The organism is Sphingobium indicum B90A (assembly GCF_000264945.2).
Lineage (GTDB): Bacteria > Pseudomonadota > Alphaproteobacteria > Sphingomonadales > Sphingomonadaceae > Sphingobium > Sphingobium indicum.
Genome location: NZ_CP013070.1, coordinates 1,289,994 through 1,309,991, shown reverse-complemented (window position 1 = coordinate 1,309,991; position 19,998 = coordinate 1,289,994). Strand labels below are relative to the sequence as shown.

Here is a 19,998-nt window from a genome sequence, read left to right as displayed (position 1 = left end):
GGGACGATGACAAGAAGCATCGGCAGTGCAATCGTCGCCGAACTCGACGACATCTATCGGAACTCCATCGAAAATCTCCGCGAGGCCATGCGCGCCTACGCCCGCGACGGCAGCGTTCCGCCAGCGGAAGCCAAGACCGACAGGCGTTTCTGCTATCCGGAATTGCGCATCGTCCATCATGGCGAGTCGGAGGCGCCGCCGCCCGGCCGCTCCTTCGCGCGGCTGTCCAGGCCGGGGCGCTATGTGACCACCGTCACCCGCCCCGCCATGTTCGGCGACTATCTGGCGGAACAGATCGACCTCCTCGTCCGCGACTATGGCGTGACGGTGGAAACCGGGATCAGCGGCCAGCAGATTCCCTTCCCCTATGTCCTGGACGGGTTGGACATGAGCGCGCTGGACGGCACGCCGCCCACCGAACTCGCCCGCCATTTCCCGGCCACCGAACTGGCGGAAATCGGGGATGAGATCGCGGACGGCCTGTTCATGCAGGATATGGAGGGCGAAAGGCCGCTGGCGCTGTTCGACGGCCTGCGCACCGACTTCTCTCTGGCGCGCCTCAAACATTATACCGGCACTCCGGCGGAACATGTGCAGCGCTACATATTGTTCACCAACTATCACCGCTATGTCGACGAATTCGTTGCCTGGGCCTGCGCCGAATTGCAGCGGGAGGGCAGTTTCTATACCGCGCTGTCAGGGGCAGGCGGGGTCTATGTGACGCCGGAGACCGCCGATCCGGCCCGGATGATCGCGGACAGCGCCTGGCGCAAGCACCAGATGCCCGCCTATCACCTGATCGCCCCGGATCGCAGCGGGATCACGCTGGTCAATATCGGCGTCGGCCCCTCCAACGCCAAGACGATCTGCGACCATCTGGCGGTGGTGCGGCCGGAGGCCTGGCTGATGATCGGCCATTGCGGCGGCCTGCGCCCCAGCCAGCGGATCGGCGACTATGTGCTGGCGCACGCCTATCTGCGCGACGACCATGTGCTGGACGAGATGCTGCCGCCGGAAATCCCGGTTCCCGCCATTGCGGAGGTTCAGGTGGCGCTGGCCAGGGCGGCCGAGGCCGTGCTGGGCGGCGACGACCGGGAGGATTTCAAGCGTCGCCTGCGCACGGGCACGGTCGTGACGACCGACGACCGCAACTGGGAACTGCGCTATTCGAGTTCGGCCCTGCGGTTCAGCCTGTCGCGAGCCGTGGGCATCGACATGGAGTCCGCCACCATCGCGGCGCAGGGCTATCGCTTCCGCGTGCCCTATGGAACGCTGCTCTGCGTTTCGGACAAGCCGATCCATGGCGAACTGAAATTGCCGGGTCAGGCCAATCGCTTTTATGAGGAGGCGATTGCGGGCCATCTGCGCGTGGGCCTGATGACCTGCGAACTGCTGCGGCAGGAGGGGCCGAAACTGCACAGCCGCAAGCTGCGCGCCTTCAACGAACCGCCATTCCGTTAAGCGCGGCCATATCCCATGAAGCGATCACCCAACACCCGTTCGCCCTGAGCTTGTCGAAGGATCTTACTTTCTTGAAGAAAAGGAAGAGGCTTCGACAGGCTCAGCCCGAACGGAGGGGGACGCCGGAAAATCAAGCCGTCAGGAAATCCGCCATCGCCTGCCCCAATTCCTTCCGGGTCACGGCATTCATATGGTTCCCCGGAATTTCGACATAGCGCCCATTGGGCAGCAGATCGGCCAGTTCCTGCGCCACGCCATTGTCCCGGTCGTCGGCCCCGCAAATGACCTCGGTTGGCTGTTGGAAGCCGGCGATGACATCCCTGGGCGTATCGACGAAGGTGTTGAGGATGTGCAGCATCGCGACAGGATCGCCCTTGGTGGTCTTCAGGAAGGCTTCCGTCATCCATTCCGAAGTCCCGCGCTCGAACGTGCCCAGGTTTGTCAGGACTTTGCGATAATAGCCGCCATTGTCGAGCGTCTGGACCAGGCCGCGCAGCCCCATGCCGGCCAGGATCACCCTGCGCGGCGTCGCCCCCCGCGCCAGCATCCGCGCGGTCGTCCGCGCGCCGAGCGAATAGCCGCCCAGATCATAGTCGGTCAGCCCCATCTGTTCGACCAGCGCCAGCCCGTCCTCCGTCAAGGCGTCCGGCGGATAGGCGGCCGGGTCATGCGGCTTGCCGCTTTCGCCATGCCCCCGCAGGTCCGGCAGGATGAGGCGGAAACCCGCCTCGACCAGTCTCGCGGCATGGCCGTAGCGTATCCAGTTGGTCCAGGCATTGGAGAAATAGCCGTGGATCAGCACCAGGTCTCGCCCCTGCCCCACCACATGCACGGCAAGCGGAAGCCCTCCCAAACCCTTGATCTCCAGCTTTTCGATGGGCAGGTCGGACACGCGGCTACTCCTTGGATGAATGCGGGTCCGGCGATATGGCCTCGCCCTGCCCTTGTCGAGTGGCGAGAAGCCAGACGAGAGCCAGGGCGCTGCCGATCTGCGCGGCCGCCATGTCCTTTTGCGGATCCCACATGTCGCCTTGCTGGCCATTATACCAGTCGGCGGTCCGGCCGGCGGCGACAACGCTCAGCAGCCATTCGAAAATCTCGTACAGGGCCCCGGCGAACCCCACGAAGATGAAGGCGAAGGCAAGGCTCCAGCCCGCCCGCATATTGCCATGACGCCGAACCGCCTCCGCCATGGGCGCCGTCAGCAGAGCGCCGAAGGCGAAATGCACGAGCCGGTCATAACCATTGCGCGCAAGCCCCAAGGTGCCGGAAACATCATGCCCGCTGACCGCCCGCGCCCAGGCGTCATAGGGCACGTAGGAATAGAGATATCTACCGCCCAGCGTGTGCAGCAGCAGGAAAATGAGGATGCACGCCGCAGACCCGTTCGACAAAGGCCATCGCCGCAGCAGCCACGGCGCGACAAGGGCCAAAAGGAGGGTCGGCCCATGCTGGAGCGGAGCCAGTTCGGGATAGGGTTGGTCGACATTGGCGGCGAAAATCGCCGCTACAGCCACAATGATCATCCGGCGCTGCGCGACTGGAACGGCTTTCCAGACAGCAGCGCCGGAGATCATGGCAAGAACCTCAGCCCTTCTTCAGGTGACGGCGGCCCAGCAGTTCCGCGATCTGCACGGCATTGAGCGCCGCGCCCTTGCGCAGATTGTCGCTGACGCACCAGAGGTTCAGGCCGTTGTCGATGGTCGAATCCTCCCGCACGCGGCTGATGAAGGTCGCATAGTCGCCCACGCATTCGACCGGGGTGACGTAACCGCCATCCTCGCGCTTGTCGACCAGCATCACGCCGGGCGCCTCCCGCAGGATGTTCTGGGCCTGCTCCGCCGAAATCTCATTCTCGAATTCAATGTTGATCGCTTCGGAATGGCCGACGAACACCGGCACGCGCACGCAGGTCGCCGTGACCTTCACCTTGGGATCGAGGATCTTCTTGGTTTCCGCGACCATCTTCCATTCTTCCTTGGTCGAACCATCGTCCAGGAAGACGTCGATATGCGGGATCACGTTGAAGGCGATCTGCTTGGTGAACTTCTTTGGCTCGGCCGGATCGCCGACGAAGATGTTGCGCGACTGTTCGAACAGCTCGTCCATGCCCGCCTTGCCCGCGCCGGACACCGACTGGTAGGTGGCGACGACGACGCGCTTGATCGTCGCGGCGTCATGCAGCGGCTTGAGCGCCACGACCATCTGCGCAGTCGAGCAGTTCGGGTTCGCGATGATGTTCTTCTTCTTGTAACCGTCGATGGCGTCCGGATTCACTTCGGGCACGATCAGCGGCACGTCGGGGTCCATGCGATAGAGCGACGAATTGTCGATCACCACGCAGCCCGCCGCAGCCGCCTTGGGCGCATATTCCGCCGTCGGGCCGGAGCCCGCGGCGAACAGCGCGATGTCCCACCCGGTGAAGTCGAAATGCTCGATATTCTTGCATTTGAGCGTCTTGCCGGTGTCACCGAAATCGATTTCGGTGCCCTGCGACCGGGGCGATGCGACCGCCGCGATCTCGTCAATAGGGAACTCGCGTTCGGCGAGAATGGTCAGCATCTCGCGGCCCACATTTCCGGTGGCACCAACGACGACGACCTTGTAGCCCATGACTTAACACTCCACTCCATGCACAATTGCGGAGTGGGCACCATAGCGGCATTGCGCCGTTTGTCCAGCGACAAGCGGTTTATCGGGCCGAAGCGGGGCTTCTTATCTCCATCCTGCCGCTCCGTGCTCCTGCGCAGGCAGGAGCCTAGTTCCACCGTTGAACTGGGTTCCTGCCTGCGCAGGAACACGGAACCTCATTTTTCTGGCCCCGTCCCCTCCCGCGCCAGGAAATCCTCGATCGTCCGCCACAGATGCACGCTGATCCCCGGCCCGCCGACGCGATGGGTCTGGCCCGGATAGACCATCATCTCGAACGGCACGGCCGCGCCCTGCATCTTCGCGATCAGCGCGGTCGAATTGTCGAACACCACATTGTCGTCCGACATGCCGTGGACCAGCAGCAGCGGATCCTTGATCTTCACCGCCTCGTCCACCGCGCCGGATCCGGGATAGGCGCTCGGCTTCTCCTGCGGCTGGCCCAGATAGCGCTCGGTATAATGGGTGTCGTACAATTCCCACTTCGTCACCGGCGCGCCCGCCACCGCCGCCGAGAAAACACCCGGCGCCTTCTCCAGCAGCTTCAACGACATATAGCCGCCATAGGACCATCCATAGGTCGCGATCCGCCGGGGATCGACATAGGGCTGCGTCTTGAGCCACTCGACGCCCTTCAACTGGTCCTCCACCTCGACCGTGCCCATGGCATGGTAGATCTGGTCCTCGAACGCCTTGCCCCGGTCGGGCGTGCCGCGATTGTCGACCGCGAAGACGATCCAGCCCCGGTCCACCAGATATTGGTAGATGGGCGAACCCCATGAGTTGGTCACCTGCCGCCCGGCGCCCGGCCCGCCATAATGCAGCATGAAGACCGGATAGCGCTTCCCGGCCTCCAGCGGCGGCGTCATGATCCGGGTATAGAGCGTCGACCCGTCCGCCGCCCTGATCGTGCCGAACCTCGTCTTCGCATGGCTGGCGAGATAGGGCGCATAGGGATGATCCCCCTTGATCGCGTTTTCCGACAGCCAGTTCAGTTGCTTGCCCGCGCTGTCGGCCAGATATACCTGCCTGGGCTGGTCCGCATTGCTGCGCGCCACGACGATGCGGCTCGCGGTCCCATCCATCACCGCGTCATTCCACCAGCCGGTCGCGGTCAACTGCCGCAGCGGTCCCGCCTTGGCCAGCGACGCCGCGTAAAGCTGCTGCTCCAGCGGCGTTTCCCTGTTGCCGGTGAAATAGACGAGGCCCTTCCCCTCATCCACGCCCACCACGTCGCGCACTTCCCAGTCGCCGCTGGTGAGCGCCGTCCACTTGCCGCCCCGCACATGGTAGAGATGCCCATGGCCGGTCCTTTCCGACCACCAGAGGAAGCTGCCGTCCTTGAGCGGCGTGAAATTATTGCTGAGGTTGATCCAGCTTTTCGCCCTTTCGGTCAGGATCGCCCGCGCCTTGCCGGTCGCCGGATCGACCGCCAGCAGGTCCAGCGTCTTCTGATCCCGGCTCTCGCGCTGGACATAGAGCGTCCTGCCGTCCTTCGACCAGTCGACGCGGGCAAGGTAAATATCCTTCTCCGTGCCGAGATCGACCTTCACCGGCGCGCCGCCCTCCGGCTTCATCACATAAAGTTCGACCAATGCATTGGGCGTTCCGGCCGCCGGATAGCGCTGCTGATAGACCTTGGTGCCCTCGCCGCCGATGGCGGTGCGGGTGACGATGCCGACCGGGCTTTCATCCACGCGGGCGACCGCGATCAGCCTGTCGTCGGGCGACCACCAATAGCCGGTGCGCCGGTCCATTTCCTCCTGCGCGACGAATTCGGCGACGCCCCAGCTCACCGTATCGCCGGCGCCCTGGGTCAACTGCCTTTCCGCGCCGCCCATCGGCTGGACGAAGAAATTGCCGCCGCGCACGAAGGAGACATAGCCGCCCTTCGGACTGACCACTCCGTTCAGTTCCCCGTCCGGCGTATCGGTGAGCCGCGTCACCTTTCCGTCCAGCGCCGCCAGATAAAGGTCGCCATCGACCGGCACCAGGATGGATTTCCCGTCCGGCGCCCAGTCATAGCCGACGATGCCGGTGCTGCCCGCGACGGAGCGATCCCGCTCCCGCTGCATTTTCTCCGCCTCGGAAAGCTCCGCGCCGCTGCCGGTCTTCTTCGAATCGACCAGCATTCGTTCCGCGCCCGTGGACGTATCCACCGCCCACAGGTCGAGCCGCTCCTTCTCATCCGTCCGCGGTTTCAGCAGCGTCACCAGCTTGCCGTCGGGGGACAGCTTCAACGCCCTGGGCTGCGGACCGGACAGGTCGGGACTGGCGAACACCCGCTCCAGCGTCAGCTTTTCCTGCGCCTGGGCGGAAATCACGGAAAGCAACAGCGCGCCGACAGCCGCGCCGCTTTTCAGATATGGCGACATTTTCATCCCTTGCTTGGACCGCGACAGAGCCGCAGCGCATGCGCGCGAAATTAGCGCCAAGCGGATGAAAAGATCAATGTTGAGAAATAATATTTCTTCAAACCCATGGCCGGTTCCAGACGGGCCATGGTGGGCGCGACAGGGATTGAACCTGTGACCCCACCCGTGTGAAGGGAGAAATCCGGTTCAGATACCGCGTTGAATCGAAAGACATATTCATCCCTTCTTCTTCTGCTTTGTACGCGATTTGTACGGAATAGCACCAGCGGAAAGTGAAATCTTGGTGAGTTTTTCAGCCTCTCTCAGGCCACGATAGAAGGCTTCGTGAACCTTTCCGGCGACCTCTTCGGCATGGGTGTAGGTGCGCTTCATAAGGGCGGTGTCTGCCCAGCCACCGAATTCCCCCGCCGCCTTCTCATCGATCGATTGGCGGACGTTCATCTCCTGCCCGAAGCCGTGGCGACCGGCTGCGTGGAACGGGATGAAGGGTATCTCAGCTTCCTTGCACGCCTTGGTCCATCCCTTGCGCGGACTGGAGCGGTCCGCGAAGCCGAAGAGGCGGAGGTTCTCGTCGGTCCGCTTCGCCCCGCGCGGCCACATCAGAGGGAGCGACTTCAATTCCTCCACCAGTTCGGCGGGAATTGGCAACCAGCGGTCCTCATGCCCTTTGGCGCCTGGAATGCAGATAAGACCCTCATCCAGTTTGCAATGGTCTTTGGGATGCATCTGGACGGCCTGACTGATCCTCGCTCCGGTCACGAACATGGTTAGAGCCAAGGCCGCATGGCGCTGTGGGGCGTGCTGGCGGAATTTCAGCAGCCATTCCCAACTGCCCGGCTCGCGCTTGATCCGACTGCGTTTCCCGCGCCGCTTATCCTGCTTGATGCGCTCCTGTTTCGAGAAGCCCTTGACCCGGAATGCCTCGCCCTTGTCGCTGTCTCGAAAGCTGTTGATGACAGCGCGAACCGGCGTGATGACCTGACGCGTCCATGTGTCGGTCGAGGCATCGGGATAGATCTTCTGCGCCAGTGCCCGGACGTCTTTCGGGGCGATGGATGACAGCAGCTTCTTGCCCCACTCTTCCACGATGGGAATCAGGTAGGTGGCCGTTTTCGGGTTCGCTGGATAGAGTATGACAGCCTCCGCGAATGTCAGTGTCCGGTTGGCGCCAAGCAGATGCTCATTTATGCGGCGCTCTTCTTCGTCGCGGCACCACGCCCATGCGCCCGCTGCCTCAGATGCGCCAGTGCTGCATCGGTAGTATTCTGTGATCGGCTTGCCGAGATATTCGACACGCCCCTTTGCCCACCAGAGCGACCCTCTCTTATAGGGTTCGAGCGACATCGTTTGTCTCCGAGAATTACGTCCATTTGCGCCGGGGTGATCAGCATCGCCCGCCCCAGCTTGTGATATGCTTCCAGCTTGTGGGCCTTCTCGCGCAGGGTGCGCTCCGAGATGTCCAGCCCTCGCTGTGCCAGGATCATCACCCATTCTGAAGGCGGCCGGCCACGATCAATGATTGTCGAGCCGGTCTTGTCCGTCTCTGTCACCCTACCCCTCCCCATCCAGTGCTGCGTCGATCATGGCTTGCCATGCTGACTTGGCGCTCCAAATGCCGCCAAGGCGCGCTGCTCTCTCGACAGCCTCCACCATCGCAGGCGTCGGCTCGCGCAGGGCTTTCAGGACAGCGCGTGCGGCTTCGAGATACTCACCTTTATAGGGCATGTTGATGTTACGGAACGGCTCGCCGCCCCGCGATTGCGTCCATTCAGATTTATTCTCGAAAGCTGAATCGTAGTTATCTCCAAGCTCTTCCGCGATTAGCCTGGCCACCTTCTCCGCCATGCTCATGATCCGCGCCCTTCAAGTGCTGTGCGGGCGATGTCTCTTGCCTCGCGGGCCGTCAGTTCATGCCAGCCAATTCGCTCCAGCGCCTCCCTCAGCCGCTTTATCTCCTCTTCCAGCGCGGCGATCTTGCCAAGCATGTGCTTCTCCTTAAGATCGGCAAAGCAGGCTTGTGAATATTCCGGCGCGTCGTCCTCATGGATCGCGGTGATACCGTCCTCCGGGCTGGCGTCACTCTCTGGGTATCGGCCGGCGCGATCCTTGATGCCGGTGTACCCCTGATTGCCGGGCCGATAGTACAGGCCGCGCTTAACCAACAGGAAGCGGTCCCCCTGCTCGACCGTCACGGGTGCTTTATCGGTCATGGGTGCGGCTCCTTCCTCGGATCGGTCGAACGCTCTTTCCCATATGCGGGATGGTCCATCGCCGGTTCACGGACGCCACGGCAATCAAGTCGGGCGTTGCATTCCCGATTCCGGCACCGGCATACGCACGGATAGCTGCATGGCGTATCAGCGTGCCCTGTCCCGCACTTCGGGCATTTCTTGGGCGCTGGGTATAGGTCCGCCATCTCTCAGCCCTCCCCGGAGGGAGCAGAGGGGATCAGATTGGAGCGAACAAGTCCGATCAGTCGCTTGCCTGCGATGGACGCTTCATCGTAGTTCCCAGCGGCGGGCGAGCGGACTGACCACAGGAGGTCGGCCAGCTTGGACAGTTCGGCGCCAGCTTCACGCTCATGCTTGCGGCGGCTGGTTAACCAGCGGTTCTTGACGACATCGACGGCAGCGCAGGCGTCACCTATGGCGCATCGCCATACCGCTTGCGTCTCGCGCCGGCCCTTCTCCCCCGCCTCAAACTCCTGCCCCAACGCCTGTAGTTCGGACATCGGGGTGCGGAGGGCGGCCCTGAGGTCAGCAATGTGCGCCTGCATCAGCGGGTTCGTGCCTGCGTCAGCCCTGTCGCCGTCATCATAGTCGGCAATGAAGCGCAGAAGACACGATAGCGGATGCCCAGCTTGGCCGCCCGGTTGTTCCAGCGGCGCGGCATCTTCCATGTCGATGCGGCAGTATGACGGCGTTGCTCGCCCGGTCCCCATTTGACGCCCAGCCGGGCGCGGCTCAGATCCTCCGCATAGCAGAAGTCGCAACCCGGACCGACCTTGGTGCAGCCAATCCACGGATTGAACGTGTGGTGCGCCCATTCGATTTTCGTGTTTTCAGCCATCGATATTCCCCTTCTCGACGGAGAACGACACGGCAACGATCCACGGATTCGCCTCCCATGATTCCGCGCCGTTGATGCGGCTCCAGATCCCGGCGAAGCCGCACTTGTGCGTGCCCTCAGGAAACCCAGCGTAGAAAGCGCCGCTTTCATCCATCACCAGCTTGTCAGCGCCCTCGGCCTGTGCGTCATCCTCGCTAATGTCGTGCAACCGCTCGACCCGGACGTCCGTGACGGTCAGGGTCATGCGCGACAGGCTGCGCGGCATGAACCGGCCCAAGCGCTTGTACCAACGGGGCAGACCCGGAAATGCCTTGTCGCGGCTGACCAGAAAATCGGCGGGCGGATCGTAGGCGACCATCGCCTTGGCACCGTCGAATGCCCATTTCGTCTTGCCGCCCTTTGTCAGCGCGCCTTCGACAACATGCCAACTGCCGAACTGATAATATTCCTCGCGGACATAGAGGCGGTCGCCCGGCTTGAACCCAGCGGAGAAGCGCACTTCACCCTCCTCATCGCCGAACCAACCCGGCGCGTCGTCGAGCGCGACGACATAGGATAGGCCGAAGTCATTAGCGCCGGTGCATATGCGCCGCGTCTGCGTCTTGCGCCCTTCGAGCAAAGCCCGCACCATCGGCGTGGAAAACAGAATCGGACGATCAGCCATGGAAACCTCGGATTGCGTTGAATTCGAAATGCCCCTGCAAATGCAGGGGAAGCTGGCCGGCGATCCGCAATTCGACGGGATGACGCGGCGCTACAGGATCAGTCGCGCGGCTATCGAGAAGTCGCTGGGAGAAGCCACCATCAACGTCTCCACCCAAGCTCTCTACGACGAATATTTCTTCGACGTCTGGATGACGATCGAGGACGAGGCATGGCGTAAGCGTCCCGTCGATGGGATCGTTCACCTTGGCCCAGATGACATCAAGGGCTGACATCACCGGCGCATCTCCTGCTTCTGCACCCATGCCGTGCGGTGCATCTCGTCCATCGTGACGAGCGGCTCGCTGGCGGCATCCTCGGCCTGGCGCTCGGCTGCGGCGTCGAGTTCATCGTCGGTCATCTCGCGCCAGCCATGGCCGTTGCAGGCCGTGCAGGTGACTTCGTAGAGGCCAGCGCCGATCCGCGACATGCGCTGTTCGGTCCAGCCGTTGCCATCACAGGTCGGGCATTCGATCTCAGGCCGATCACTCATAGGTCACCGCCTCCTTGCGCCCGCGCTCGCGAAACAGCGTTGCCGTTCCGACAGAGCGGCGGACGCGGCGATCGGGAAGGAAGATCGGCGGGTTGCGGTCGCCGGCGAGATGGACCTGGCGCCAATGGGCTGCATTGCTGGTCATCGTCTGTGACGCCGGGCCTTGTTAGGTGCCCGGCGTTCCCTTGGTGGATGGTTTACCCCGCCGCCCGCGCGCCGATCTGGCGCTTGAACTGGTCGAGGATGATTTGCTTGGCTTCGGCGGCCGGGATGCGCTTGGACTCGGTCAGCACCCGGTATTCGTCACGCATCGCGTGAGGTATATCCCGCAGCCGGGTTGCTGACAGGGAAGCCGCGCGCTTCGCATTCGTCTCCGGTGACAGGGTCTTCGCCACCACATCGGGCCGGGTCAGCACATCGCGCGCCAGGCGCTTGCCATGCTCCCGAAGCATCTCCTGATGCTCCGGGGTGGCCCGCACCTTCTCCATGGTCCGGCGCAGGGTTTCGCGCTTGGCGAGAATCGTGCCGGGTTTGGCGCAGTGACGGCGGATGCCTTCACGGCGGCGGCGCTGGATCTCGGGATCGGTCGCCATGTGCTTCGCCGAGCAGGATTTGCAGCGCTTCGCGCCGCGGCTGCGGGGGTGGGTGCAGTCGGTCACTTCTTCGGCGCCTTCAGCGTCTCGATGCGATCCATCGCGTGGGTGCGCAGCAGATCCGCATCTTCCTCGCCCAGTTCACCGAGCAGGGCATTGGCCTTGGCATTGACGTCGGCTACCAGTTCACAGGCATCGATCTGAGCCTTGGCCGATTCCAGCGTTACCGCATTGGCTTCGCCGCGCTGCTCATCCGCCGCACCTTCTTGCCAACCCTCAGTCTTTGCGTCCAACTCGCGGGCGGTTTCTTCATCATCGCCGCCCTGGTCGATGATCTCACCAGTTACCGGATCGAAATTCTCGCCGCTTTCGTCCCGCGTCGGCGGAGCAAGGGCCGTGGGAGCATCGGGTTCGATCGCCATCGCCAAGGTGGCCGACCGCGCCGCCAAAGCCTCGTCCACTGCCTCCATGTCGATGATGTCGCCCGACATGGGCAGCGTCTTCGAGTGGCGGCGCATGACAGTCTTCCGCGCCATCTCCGAGAACCAGTCCACCCAAGGCCCCTTCGGAGGGATCGGATTGCCCTGTCGGTCGGTCTTGCCAAGCGCGCCGGTCTGGCTCGCCTGGCGCACCTTGTTGATGTCGCGGCGCGGCATGACCTCGAAAGTCTTGGTGCCGTCCTTCAAGGTCGCCACCGAATAGGCGGCGGCAATGTCGTCGTCGCTGGGGTCGAACGTCGGATCGAGGTTGGGCTTGTGCCGCAGCATCCGCTCCGTGCCCTCCTCATAGATGAACAGCCCGGCCTCGATCTCCTGGCGATAAACGACGGCGGTCTGAATGTCGGCGACCTCGCCGGACTGGAGGATCTTCTTCCGCAGTCCATAGACCATCGGCATATACTGGACCTGCTTCACGCTGGTCCATTTGCCCTGGGCGTCCTTGACGCGGGTGTTGAACGTCACCAGCGCGGCCTCGCGCCCGTCGGGGAGCAGGCCGTCCTGCGCCGACTTCATGCAAGACGTGATCAGGGTCGCCCGGTCAGCCTTCAGGATGTCCGGGTTCGACTGCGCCGCGGTCATGATCGTGCGCTGGAACTTCTCCGGCGTGATATGCGCCGGCAGCGCCATCTTGAACTCGTCCGCCCGCTTCGAGAGCTGGAAGCGCAGATGGTCATAGGGATTTTCGTTCATGCGCTGGACGGCGCCGCCGTTCTCGCGCTGGGCGATAGCGTTCATCAGATATTCTCCGGGTGGAATTATTCGGCTTCGCCGAGATCGAGCGCGGGTGCCTCGGGCTCGACCTTGCCGAGGATGGGCTTGGTCTCGAAGGACGGCATCTCGTCAGCGATGGCAACGACATGGACGCGCTGCCAGCCATCATCGCTGCGACCGGCGATCTTCACTTCGTCACCAACGGCAACAGGCTCGCCGTCATTGTGATAGGTATAGCTGCGCTTGTCGTCGGGACGGAATTTGCAGGCGACATATTGACGGGACATGGGCTTTACTCCTCAGCGGATGGTCGTGCCGGTTTCGGGGAAGATGCGGACGCCCTTCATCTCGCGCGTGCCGCCGCGCACCTGGGCGGCGATGACCTTGTCGATCGCTTCCACCACCTTGGCGTGCTTCAGAATGGCGTCGGGCAGTTGCCGGACGCTGATGATTTCGTGTTTCCACGTCGTGGTGCGGACAACCTTGGCGCCGAAGTCGCCCTGCACGGGGGCCGGTGCGGCTTCCTCGACAGGCTCCGGCTCGACATGCACGGCCTCGGCCTCGCGGCTCTCGGCAGCGGCGCGATCATCCTCGATCTTCTGGAGGCGCTGACGCTCGGCCTCTGCAGCGGCAGCGGCTTCCTTCTGGCGCTGGCGTTCCTTCGCCAGTTCCTCGTCGTCGAACTTCTTGACCTTGGCCCTGGCGGCGCGCTCGGCATCCTGCAGCGGCGCGACGATAGCGTCGGCCCGGCCCTTCAACGCGCGCTGCGCGGTCAGCAGCGGCCGGTTCAGCTTTTCGCGTTCGCCCTCGACAGCTTTGCCGGCAGAGACCATCTGCTTGATCATGTCGGCATAGCGGCCCGCGATTTCGCGGCTGGTGATCTCCGGCGCGCGAGTGGCGCTGCCGAGCAGGTCCGAGATGCGCTTCGTGATGCCCTCGGTCGCCAGCGCCTCGGCCAGGTCGATGACAACCTGTTCCTCCAGCGGCGGATTGTTATGCCCCATCGGCGGGGCGGCCTGGGCGGCGGGGAACGGCTTGATGTCAGGAAAAGCGTTCATGTCGGCTCCTTCAGAACAACAGGGGGGTGGTAAGGGGGTCGGCCTTGCGGCGCGGGTCAGCGAGGGCGCTGTCCGGGGCGTGCTGCTGGGCCCAAGTCTGGGTGCGGCAGTAATGGCGGTATTCGGCATCAGTGATCGGATCGGCGGCACAGCGCGGCCAAACCCGTTCGATCTCGACCGGATCGTCGTTCACCAGCGCCTGCCATCGCGGGCTGCGATCCAACTCCTCGCCGGTCACGGGATCGTGCGGTGCGCCGTGCCAGATACGGACGCCGCAAAGGGCGCCGCCGGAGCGCATACGGAAGCGGTAGAAGCCAGCAACCGGCAGGTCGGGATCGAAGCCGATGCCGCGGAAGTCGCCGCCGTCCGAATAATCGACGCGGGCGCGGCTCATAGCTCGGCCTCGACCTGCTTGATGGCGGCGGCGACGGAAACCATTCCGCGATCCAGCTCGTCGTTGAATTCTTCGACGCGATCCCACTCGGCATCGTCAGCGCCCTCGGACGCATGGACGACATGGTCGCAGCGGAAATCGTCACGGATTCCCTCGATCATCCGATACATCTCGTCGCGGGGCTTCCGCAGCAGGCCGCGCGCCTCGTCCCTGATACGCTGTTCGGCGGTGAACAGGTCGCCCGCGATATCATCCAGCGCGAACCATGCGCGGATCACCGGCTTCGCGGCCGCAACCCACTGGTTGGCCTTCGCGATGGCGTCGGCGATGTTCGGTGCAGCGATCACGGAGGGCATCACAGCTGCTCCGGCAGGAACACGCACTGCGCGATCAGCATGGCGACCGAGAAGACGAGCAGCACGGCCATGGTGATGACAGGCATCTGATGCGGCGCGGCGCGTTCGGCCTCGCGGGCCTCGACCTCAGCCTTGTAGCTGTAGGCGTCGTCCCAAGCGGCAGACGCATCGTCGTGCGTCAGGCTGCGGGGCTGGTGATTGGTGGACTGTGCCACGGTGTTTCTCCCATCGGCGTTGTGCCGTTGAGAGACTGGATAGTTGGATAATTCCTACTCGTCAACAATAAGTTGGATTTAGCCTACCCTAAAATCCTACCTTATTGGAAATTCGGGAAATTATCCTTCCTCTTTGATTGAAAGTTGGAGACATTCCATCTCCTCCTCCGCGTCCTCGTCCGAAAGGAAGCCGTTATCTACGAGGTTGTTCAAGATCTCCTGTGCTAGATTGAGATAACCTTTCCCTACCCCAGACAGGATGCCGCGATAAATATGGTGCTCGCCTGACGCGCATCGCGCGGAGCAAATCTTGAATGCGGCGAACAGGACGGAGTTTGCCGCATCGATATCTCGCGGCCCAATCTGGATTGACCTGTCGGACTGGCGGCGCAAACCCTCGTTCAGACGCTGCCGGACATCTCCCCACGCGATATATTCGGCGAATGCGTCATCGCCCCAGCTAATCGCCTTAAGCAGCCGTCGCTTGCTTGGGCTGAGAAATATGTTCGACAGAAACGACATTGGCCCCCTACACGAAATCGTCGTTGGTCAGCACCTTGTCGATCCGCAGCACCTCGGACATAGGAATGCGAAACACCTTCGCCGGCCGATATTGCTCCAGCTCGACATATTGCGCTGTGCGTCTGACTAGCCGCTTCACCAGCACCGACCGGGCTGTCATGCCATCGTCGCTATCGTCGATCGGTCGCAGATAGACGACGACATCGTCATCGGAGCGCAGCGGGCTGTCCCACTGACAGAACAGGAAGGCGCCGTCGCGGTGTGCGGGGTACATGGATTCGCCCTGCACGTAGAGACCATAGACGCGCTCGATACCGTTGCTGATCGGCGGACGCTTCCGAAACTCGATAATCTCGGCGCTGTTCAGCATTGTCTGTTCGATAGACGCCCCGTCCACAACCTTCTCCGCCCCTAGCGCCGTGCCGAACACGGGCATGTCGTTTCTCACCTGGGCCAGCGAAGCCCCTTCAAACTCAATCGGCTGGGCATTGCTGGCGGGCCGCTCTTGGATTGCGACCAGATCCGCCTCGGTCTTCCCGATGTACGCGAGAACCTTCGACAGATTATCGCTTCGGATGCTGCCACCCTTTCCTTTGAGATTGGTGAAGAAGCCACGGTTCACCCCCGCCTCCTCCGCCCAGCGGGTCGCGGGAAGGTTCGCGGGCTTGAGGGCCATCAGCTGGTCATAGAGCCGCTGTCCTTTGGAAATATCCTTATCTGGCATGTTGGATATTTCCCACAAATGCATTTGAGTTTCGAGCATGACGTTTCCAACTTTACGAGTAGGATTTATCCGTCTATGTAGGATTTATGGAACACAAACTCCCGACAGACGCCGAGATGCTTCAACGCATTGAGACATTCTGCGCAGAGCATTCGCTGCCGCCCACCACGTTCGGCCGTTTGGCGGTCGGAGACGGGAATCTGGTTACCGGATTGAGGCGGGACCGTTCGATGACGCTGCGCACCGGCCAGCGGATCATTGATTTCATGGCAAGCTACCGCGCGGGCGTTGCCGAGAAAGCCGCATGACCGCGCGCATCCGCTGCCCCTTCGATCCCCTGTTCTGGCCGCGCTTCGTGGTCGGGCTGCTGCGCCTGCGCAAGGCTGTGCCCGCGTTCACCCCGGAGCAGGAGGCGCGGCTGCGCGCCTTGATCGCGGACATGAACGCGAAGGCGCCGCGCCATAAAAGCATCGACGAGATTGTCGATAGCTATGCCGGGGCGACCTGTGACCGCATCGAGGCCGTCACGGAGCATTCCCGTCTTCGTCGTCAGATTGAACGAGGCGCAGATGCGGAACGGTGAGTTCGCCTTTGCTCCGGGCCGCGATGGCAAAAACCTCCATGAGGCTGGCCGCTTCGGCTGTGTTGGCCTTCTTCTGGGCTTGCAGCGTCGCGTCGCTCTGCATCTGGAAAGCCTTTGCGGCGGTATCCAGCTGCTCGGCCCTGATCGCGCCATTGTCGACGAGTGCGGAAACAAGGCTGCTGAGGACAAGGACAAGCGCCTCATCGGTTTGTGGTGGAATGGACACAGCGAATCTCCCTTCGCCGCACCTGTAGCACAGGGAGGCCGGGCCTGATGTTCGCCTTCGCAATTTGGATGCTCGCCCAGATTCCAGTCGGGATCATCGTTGGCAAGTTCATCGCCTCGGGTCGCACCGATAGCGCGGCCGGGTCGGCCCTGCACGGTCGGCCCGGCTGCAACTCTGAAAATTTCCCCCTTCATGAGGATGCTCAGTAAATGACGGAGCGTAACGACATCTCGTCTCGCACCTGCGAAATTGTGCAGGCAGTCGAGGCTGGTCAGCTGGCGATGTTCCGTCTGGCCGAGCGTAATCATGGCCTGACCCTCAAAATCCTCTCGTTGGAAACGGGCATTCCCCACGGCACGCTGCGTTCCTATGCGCAGGGCACGGCGATGCCGGTGTCCGCGCTGGTGAAGCTGTCGCGCGCGATCCCGAACGAATTGACCAGCCTGATGCTCGATCCCGGTGGCAAGGTCGTGGCCGATGCGGAGGCAGAGGAAACCGATCTGGACGACGCCGCAATCGCCGCGCTGGAATATGCGCTGCGCTGGGCACGGTCCCGTCATCCCGAAAGCCCGTCCGGCGTGCGCATCGACCACACCGAAAAGCCCGGCCTGCATCTCGCCGCCGCTGGCCTTCAGGATCGCGTCGGAAAGGTGGCGTAATGAGCGTCTATTTCCTTCAGCATGGCGCGTCCGGCCCGGTCAAAGTCGGATATTCGAAGCGCCCGGAAAAGCGGATCGCGACCATTGCGACCTCCTGCCCTGACCCGATTGTTGTTCTGGCGGTCATTGATGGATCGCACGCCTTAGAGCAGCGCATCCATCGCGCATTCCGCGCCCACCGATACAGGGGCGAATGGCTGCGCCCTACCGACGAGGTCATCTCCTTCGTAACCCTATGCGCCAGCGCAAGTTCTGCGGAGATCGAGCGCCGACTGGCCGACATGGAGGGGGCCGCACGCGAAAACCTCGCTGACCTTGACGCCTCGGGACAAGCGTTTGCCGCGATCTTTCGGCTGGGCGTGTGCGCATATGTGAAGAAGCATGGCGCCGGAACCTTGTCGCACCATTCTGGAATCGCCCGCCGGCGCATCCGCGCAATCATCGATGGAGCCGAGGCGAGCATCACGGAACTGGCAGCGTTCGCAAATGCTGCGCCTGAGATTGTCCATGCAGCAGCAATAGCGGTCCGCGACAATCTCCCCGAACTGGAAGCGGCCCGCGATACGCTCGACGAGCTGATCCGCCGCCGGGTGCAGCGCGCATGACCGCCGCGCCCACTCAGCAATGCCAGTGCGGCAAGCCCTTCGCGGCAAAGCGCGTGCCGAAGACCGGCATGTGCCGCAATTGCTGGTCGCTGAAGGGGCTGCGCAAATCTTCACATGGAAAGGAAAGCTGAATGTCTAGTGGGCACATTGCCTCCGAAGACCTGCGCCTCGGTATCGAGCGCATTGAACGATTGGAGGAAGAAAAGAAGGGCATCGCGGACGACATCAAGGATGTCTATGCCGAATATAAGGCCAAGGGCTTCGATACGAAGACCATGCGCGACATTATCCGCCTGCGCAAAATGTCTGCCGAGCAGCGCCGTGAACGCGAAGCGATGCTGGACATTTACAAGGCGGCCTTGGGTATGCTGGACGGCACCCCGCTCGGCCGCTGGGCTGTGGAGCGCGTGTCCAAGCCCGAAGATCAGCCAGAACAGGATCATTGCCCTGATGATGCTGCACCTGATGCAACCGATCAGGAAGATGCCGCTGAGCGTGCGCCGGAACCCACGGTCGAAGACGCCCGTCGTATGGGCACGGAGGCAGCACAGGCGAACAAGCCCGTCACCTCCAATCCGTTTCCCGCCCGCGATGCGCGCCGCGCTGCATGGGACGAAGCGTGGTGCCAGCATCTCGGCTCCGACGGCATGGACATTCCCGATGCACTAAAGCCGACCCCGAAGAAAAAGGGGCCTTCGCCTGAAGCTGCGGGAGAAGATGAATGAGCCGGCGCGTAATTGAAATGCAGCCGCCGACGCTCGACCAGCTCGTCGGCGATCCCGGCTCCGCACGCTCGGAACTGGAGAAGGAATTCGGCAACCTTGGCCTGGTCGTGATGCCAGGCGATGCTGAAGCACCGATCTTGACCGCTCCGGTGCGCGCGGCGCTGCATCAGTGGCTGTTCGAAATGAACGCCGAGCAGGATCTTCAATCGGTTGGCCTGAAGCCCCGCAGCCGCGCCCTTCTCTCCGGTCCGCCCGGTTGCGGTAAGACGACGCTGGCGCACCACATTTGCGCCCGCCTCGGCGTGCCGATGGTCGTGATCCAGTCGCAGGAGATGATTGGGAAATATCTCGGCCAGACCGGCAACAATCTGGCGAAAACGTTCCGGTCGGCCCGGCGAAATGCCTATGGCGTCGCCTTGTTCTTCGACGAGTTCGACGCACTGGCGAAGCGTCGCGACGCGCTGAATAGCGAAGGCGCGGACAATGAGCGCAGCAACATCACCATCGCGCTCCTCCAGGAGTTCGACCGTTATGACGGCCTTCTCTTTGCTGCCACCAATGTCACGAAGGACATTGATCCGGCCGTCTGGCGGCGCTTCCAGCTTCAGATCGAGATCGGCCTGCCCGGCACGGCAGAGCGGTTCGCTATCGTCCGCCTCTACCTCGCCCCGTTCGAAGTCGACGACGACACCGTCGCCGGCATTGCGGATGCCTTCACTGACGCATCGCCTGCCCTGATCCGGGAGGGCTGCGAGGCGATCAAGCGGTCTCTTGTTCTCGGCCCGCGCATGAAGCTTCCGACCGATCTGCCCTCCATCCTCGACCGGTTCGCCGCCTCGGCATCCGCATCGGAGGGGATGCCGGAGCCGAAATTGTGGGGCGAGCGTCGCACCGTCCTTCGCGATGCCGCCAATCTTCCGTGGCCGCCAGAAATGGGAGCCACCTAACCAGCTACCCCCGGTCGATAGACTGCCCGGACGCCTGCGTCGGCCCGGGACCAAACAAGGACACGATGTCCCGCAAGGGGCCAAGCGGTTCGATCAGGGGGATAGGCGTTCAGCCGCAAATCGTGACCACCGACGCACATTTTTGAGGAGAATATCATGAGCGACATCCATCCCGCACCCGCGGAATTCTCGGCCGACCAGATCGGCGCCGATCCGATCTTGCGCTATTTCCACTATTCGCACCTGCCAGCCGTCCTTCAGGGCGCGAGCAAGCCCTTCTGCGATCTCGCGCGCCACATGGTCGAGACGCTTCCTCGCAATCCCGAACGCACCGTCGCTCTCCGCAAGCTGCTGGAAGCCAAGGACGCTGCCGTCCGCGCCAACGTCAACTGAGTTCCGCGGAGGGTGGTCCCTTGGCCGCCCCGAGCATG

General features: G+C 62.8%; 32 protein-coding genes and 1 pseudogene. 12 read left to right on the top strand and 21 right to left on the bottom strand.

Features of this window, described 5'->3' with window-relative positions:
* The first annotated feature begins 6 nt into the window (after nt 1-6).
* Nucleotides 7-1,461: an AMP nucleosidase gene (locus SIDU_RS06340; RefSeq protein WP_007689222.1), complete on the top strand. Its 1,455-nt coding sequence runs from the start codon at nt 7-9 to the stop codon at nt 1,459-1,461.
* 130 nt (nt 1,462-1,591) lie between these two features.
* Here the strand turns inward: SIDU_RS06340 and SIDU_RS06335 are convergent, their stop codons facing one another.
* The 10 genes from SIDU_RS06335 to SIDU_RS06290 all read right to left on the bottom strand — a co-directional run bounded on the left by SIDU_RS06335 (nt 1,592) and on the right by SIDU_RS06290 (nt 10,218).
* On the bottom strand, nt 1,592-2,353 hold the full coding sequence (locus SIDU_RS06335) for an alpha/beta fold hydrolase (protein WP_007685972.1): 762 nt from the start codon (nt 2,351-2,353) through the stop codon (nt 1,592-1,594).
* 4 nt (nt 2,354-2,357) lie between these two features.
* The gene (locus SIDU_RS06330) at nt 2,358-3,038 is read right to left on the bottom strand and encodes a DUF2238 domain-containing protein (protein ID WP_007685971.1); all 681 of its coding nucleotides are present in this window, start codon (nt 3,036-3,038) and stop codon (nt 2,358-2,360) included.
* A gap of 10 nt (nt 3,039-3,048) precedes the next feature.
* Entirely contained in the window at nt 3,049-4,074 is a 1,026-nt protein-coding gene (locus SIDU_RS06325) for an aspartate-semialdehyde dehydrogenase (RefSeq protein WP_007685970.1), read from the bottom strand.
* Nucleotides 4,075-4,268: 194 nt separating this feature from the next.
* A complete protein-coding gene (locus SIDU_RS06320; protein WP_025772034.1) occupies nt 4,269-6,485 on the bottom strand; it encodes a S9 family peptidase in 2,217 nt (738 codons plus the stop codon).
* A 216-nt stretch (nt 6,486-6,701) separates the two neighbouring features.
* Nucleotides 6,702-7,829, bottom strand: coding sequence for a tyrosine-type recombinase/integrase (locus SIDU_RS06315; RefSeq protein ID WP_007685968.1), 1,128 nt, complete (start codon nt 7,827-7,829; stop codon nt 6,702-6,704).
* Between the two features lie 207 nt (nt 7,830-8,036).
* A complete protein-coding gene (locus SIDU_RS06310; RefSeq protein ID WP_007685967.1) occupies nt 8,037-8,336 on the bottom strand; it encodes a hypothetical protein in 300 nt (99 codons plus the stop codon).
* Nucleotides 8,333-8,695, bottom strand: coding sequence for a hypothetical protein (locus SIDU_RS06305; protein WP_007685965.1), 363 nt, complete (start codon nt 8,693-8,695; stop codon nt 8,333-8,335). The genes SIDU_RS06310 and SIDU_RS06305 overlap by 4 nt, the downstream gene beginning before the upstream one ends.
* Nucleotides 8,696-8,904: 209 nt before the next feature.
* Entirely contained in the window at nt 8,905-9,261 is a 357-nt protein-coding gene (locus SIDU_RS06300; protein ID WP_007685964.1) for a hypothetical protein, read from the bottom strand.
* Nucleotides 9,261-9,554 carry a DUF5131 family protein gene (locus SIDU_RS06295; RefSeq protein WP_007685961.1) on the bottom strand — a complete coding sequence of 98 codons (294 nt, stop codon included), beginning with the start codon at nt 9,552-9,554 and terminating at the stop codon, nt 9,261-9,263. The genes SIDU_RS06300 and SIDU_RS06295 overlap by 1 nt, the downstream gene beginning before the upstream one ends.
* Nucleotides 9,547-10,218 carry a hypothetical protein gene (locus tag SIDU_RS06290; RefSeq protein ID WP_007685958.1) on the bottom strand — a complete coding sequence of 224 codons (672 nt, stop codon included), beginning with the start codon at nt 10,216-10,218 and terminating at the stop codon, nt 9,547-9,549. Before SIDU_RS06290 ends, SIDU_RS06295 begins: the two co-directional genes overlap by 8 nt.
* Here SIDU_RS06290 and SIDU_RS06285 point away from each other — a divergent pair.
* Nucleotides 10,217-10,489 carry a hypothetical protein gene (locus SIDU_RS06285; protein ID WP_007685957.1) on the top strand — a complete coding sequence of 91 codons (273 nt, stop codon included), beginning with the start codon at nt 10,217-10,219 and terminating at the stop codon, nt 10,487-10,489. The genes SIDU_RS06290 and SIDU_RS06285 overlap by 2 nt on opposite strands.
* Nucleotides 10,490-10,491: 2 nt before the next feature.
* Here SIDU_RS06285 and SIDU_RS06280 read toward each other — a convergent pair whose 3' ends face one another.
* From SIDU_RS06280 to SIDU_RS06235, 11 genes are all read right to left on the bottom strand, one after another.
* Nucleotides 10,492-10,749 carry a DnaJ-like cysteine-rich domain-containing protein gene (locus SIDU_RS06280; RefSeq protein ID WP_007685955.1) on the bottom strand — a complete coding sequence of 86 codons (258 nt, stop codon included), beginning with the start codon at nt 10,747-10,749 and terminating at the stop codon, nt 10,492-10,494.
* A complete protein-coding gene (locus SIDU_RS19635) occupies nt 10,742-10,894 on the bottom strand; it encodes a hypothetical protein (RefSeq protein ID WP_158514625.1) in 153 nt (50 codons plus the stop codon). The genes SIDU_RS06280 and SIDU_RS19635 overlap by 8 nt, the downstream gene beginning before the upstream one ends.
* Before the next feature lie 52 nt (nt 10,895-10,946).
* Entirely contained in the window at nt 10,947-11,408 is a 462-nt protein-coding gene (locus tag SIDU_RS06275) for a hypothetical protein (RefSeq protein WP_007685953.1), read from the bottom strand.
* The gene (locus SIDU_RS06270) at nt 11,405-12,577 is read right to left on the bottom strand and encodes a recombinase RecT (protein ID WP_007685949.1); all 1,173 of its coding nucleotides are present in this window, start codon (nt 12,575-12,577) and stop codon (nt 11,405-11,407) included. The genes SIDU_RS06275 and SIDU_RS06270 overlap by 4 nt, the downstream gene beginning before the upstream one ends.
* A gap of 20 nt (nt 12,578-12,597) precedes the next feature.
* The gene (locus SIDU_RS06265; protein WP_007685947.1) at nt 12,598-12,840 is read right to left on the bottom strand and encodes a hypothetical protein; all 243 of its coding nucleotides are present in this window, start codon (nt 12,838-12,840) and stop codon (nt 12,598-12,600) included.
* 12 nt (nt 12,841-12,852) lie between these two features.
* Complete coding sequence (locus SIDU_RS06260; protein WP_007685946.1) at nt 12,853-13,611, bottom strand: hypothetical protein; 759 nt, start codon at nt 13,609-13,611, stop codon at nt 12,853-12,855.
* Nucleotides 13,612-13,621: 10 nt separating this feature from the next.
* Nucleotides 13,622-14,005, bottom strand: coding sequence for a hypothetical protein (locus SIDU_RS06255; protein WP_007685944.1), 384 nt, complete (start codon nt 14,003-14,005; stop codon nt 13,622-13,624).
* A complete protein-coding gene (locus tag SIDU_RS06250; protein ID WP_158514624.1) occupies nt 14,002-14,352 on the bottom strand; it encodes a hypothetical protein in 351 nt (116 codons plus the stop codon). The genes SIDU_RS06255 and SIDU_RS06250 overlap by 4 nt, the downstream gene beginning before the upstream one ends.
* Nucleotides 14,353-14,360: 8 nt before the next feature.
* The gene (locus tag SIDU_RS06245) at nt 14,361-14,576 is read right to left on the bottom strand and encodes a hypothetical protein (RefSeq protein WP_007685940.1); all 216 of its coding nucleotides are present in this window, start codon (nt 14,574-14,576) and stop codon (nt 14,361-14,363) included.
* 120 nt (nt 14,577-14,696) lie between these two features.
* Nucleotides 14,697-15,098: a hypothetical protein gene (locus tag SIDU_RS06240; protein ID WP_007685939.1), complete on the bottom strand. Its 402-nt coding sequence runs from the start codon at nt 15,096-15,098 to the stop codon at nt 14,697-14,699.
* 7 nt (nt 15,099-15,105) lie between these two features.
* A complete protein-coding gene (locus SIDU_RS06235; RefSeq protein ID WP_084191188.1) occupies nt 15,106-15,861 on the bottom strand; it encodes a S24 family peptidase in 756 nt (251 codons plus the stop codon).
* Between the two features lie 47 nt (nt 15,862-15,908).
* Here SIDU_RS06235 and SIDU_RS06230 point away from each other — a divergent pair, with 47 nt between their 5' ends.
* The 10 genes and pseudogenes from SIDU_RS06230 (at nt 15,909) to SIDU_RS06195 (ending at nt 19,960) form a co-directional block, all read left to right on the top strand.
* Nucleotides 15,909-16,130 (top strand): hypothetical protein, encoded by a 222-nt coding sequence (locus SIDU_RS06230; protein ID WP_007685935.1) that lies wholly within the window; start codon nt 15,909-15,911, stop codon nt 16,128-16,130.
* Nucleotides 16,127-16,405 (top strand): hypothetical protein, encoded by a 279-nt coding sequence (locus SIDU_RS06225; RefSeq protein WP_007685934.1) that lies wholly within the window; start codon nt 16,127-16,129, stop codon nt 16,403-16,405. Before SIDU_RS06230 ends, SIDU_RS06225 begins: the two co-directional genes overlap by 4 nt.
* Nucleotides 16,392-16,679 carry a hypothetical protein gene (locus SIDU_RS06220; RefSeq protein WP_007685932.1) on the top strand — a complete coding sequence of 96 codons (288 nt, stop codon included), beginning with the start codon at nt 16,392-16,394 and terminating at the stop codon, nt 16,677-16,679. Before SIDU_RS06225 ends, SIDU_RS06220 begins: the two co-directional genes overlap by 14 nt.
* Nucleotides 16,679-16,840, top strand: a complete 162-nt coding sequence (locus tag SIDU_RS19630) for a hypothetical protein (protein ID WP_158514623.1) — start codon at nt 16,679-16,681, stop codon at nt 16,838-16,840. The genes SIDU_RS06220 and SIDU_RS19630 overlap by 1 nt, the downstream gene beginning before the upstream one ends.
* Nucleotides 16,841-17,290: a hypothetical protein gene (locus tag SIDU_RS06215; protein ID WP_007685931.1), complete on the top strand. Its 450-nt coding sequence runs from the start codon at nt 16,841-16,843 to the stop codon at nt 17,288-17,290. It abuts the gene before it with no gap.
* Entirely contained in the window at nt 17,290-17,895 is a 606-nt protein-coding gene (locus SIDU_RS06210) for a GIY-YIG nuclease family protein (protein WP_007685929.1), read from the top strand. The genes SIDU_RS06215 and SIDU_RS06210 overlap by 1 nt, the downstream gene beginning before the upstream one ends.
* Nucleotides 17,892-18,026, top strand: a complete 135-nt coding sequence (locus SIDU_RS20210; protein ID WP_257787148.1) for a hypothetical protein — start codon at nt 17,892-17,894, stop codon at nt 18,024-18,026. The genes SIDU_RS06210 and SIDU_RS20210 overlap by 4 nt, the downstream gene beginning before the upstream one ends.
* Nucleotides 18,027-18,263, top strand: a pseudogene (locus tag SIDU_RS19970) (DUF2312 domain-containing protein); the annotation flags it as partial.
* A gap of 353 nt (nt 18,264-18,616) precedes the next feature.
* Nucleotides 18,617-19,567 (top strand): AAA family ATPase, encoded by a 951-nt coding sequence (locus SIDU_RS06200; RefSeq protein WP_233431876.1) that lies wholly within the window; start codon nt 18,617-18,619, stop codon nt 19,565-19,567.
* Nucleotides 19,568-19,723: 156 nt separating this feature from the next.
* Entirely contained in the window at nt 19,724-19,960 is a 237-nt protein-coding gene (locus tag SIDU_RS06195; protein ID WP_007685924.1) for a hypothetical protein, read from the top strand.
* Nucleotides 19,961-19,998 lie beyond the last annotated feature (38 nt).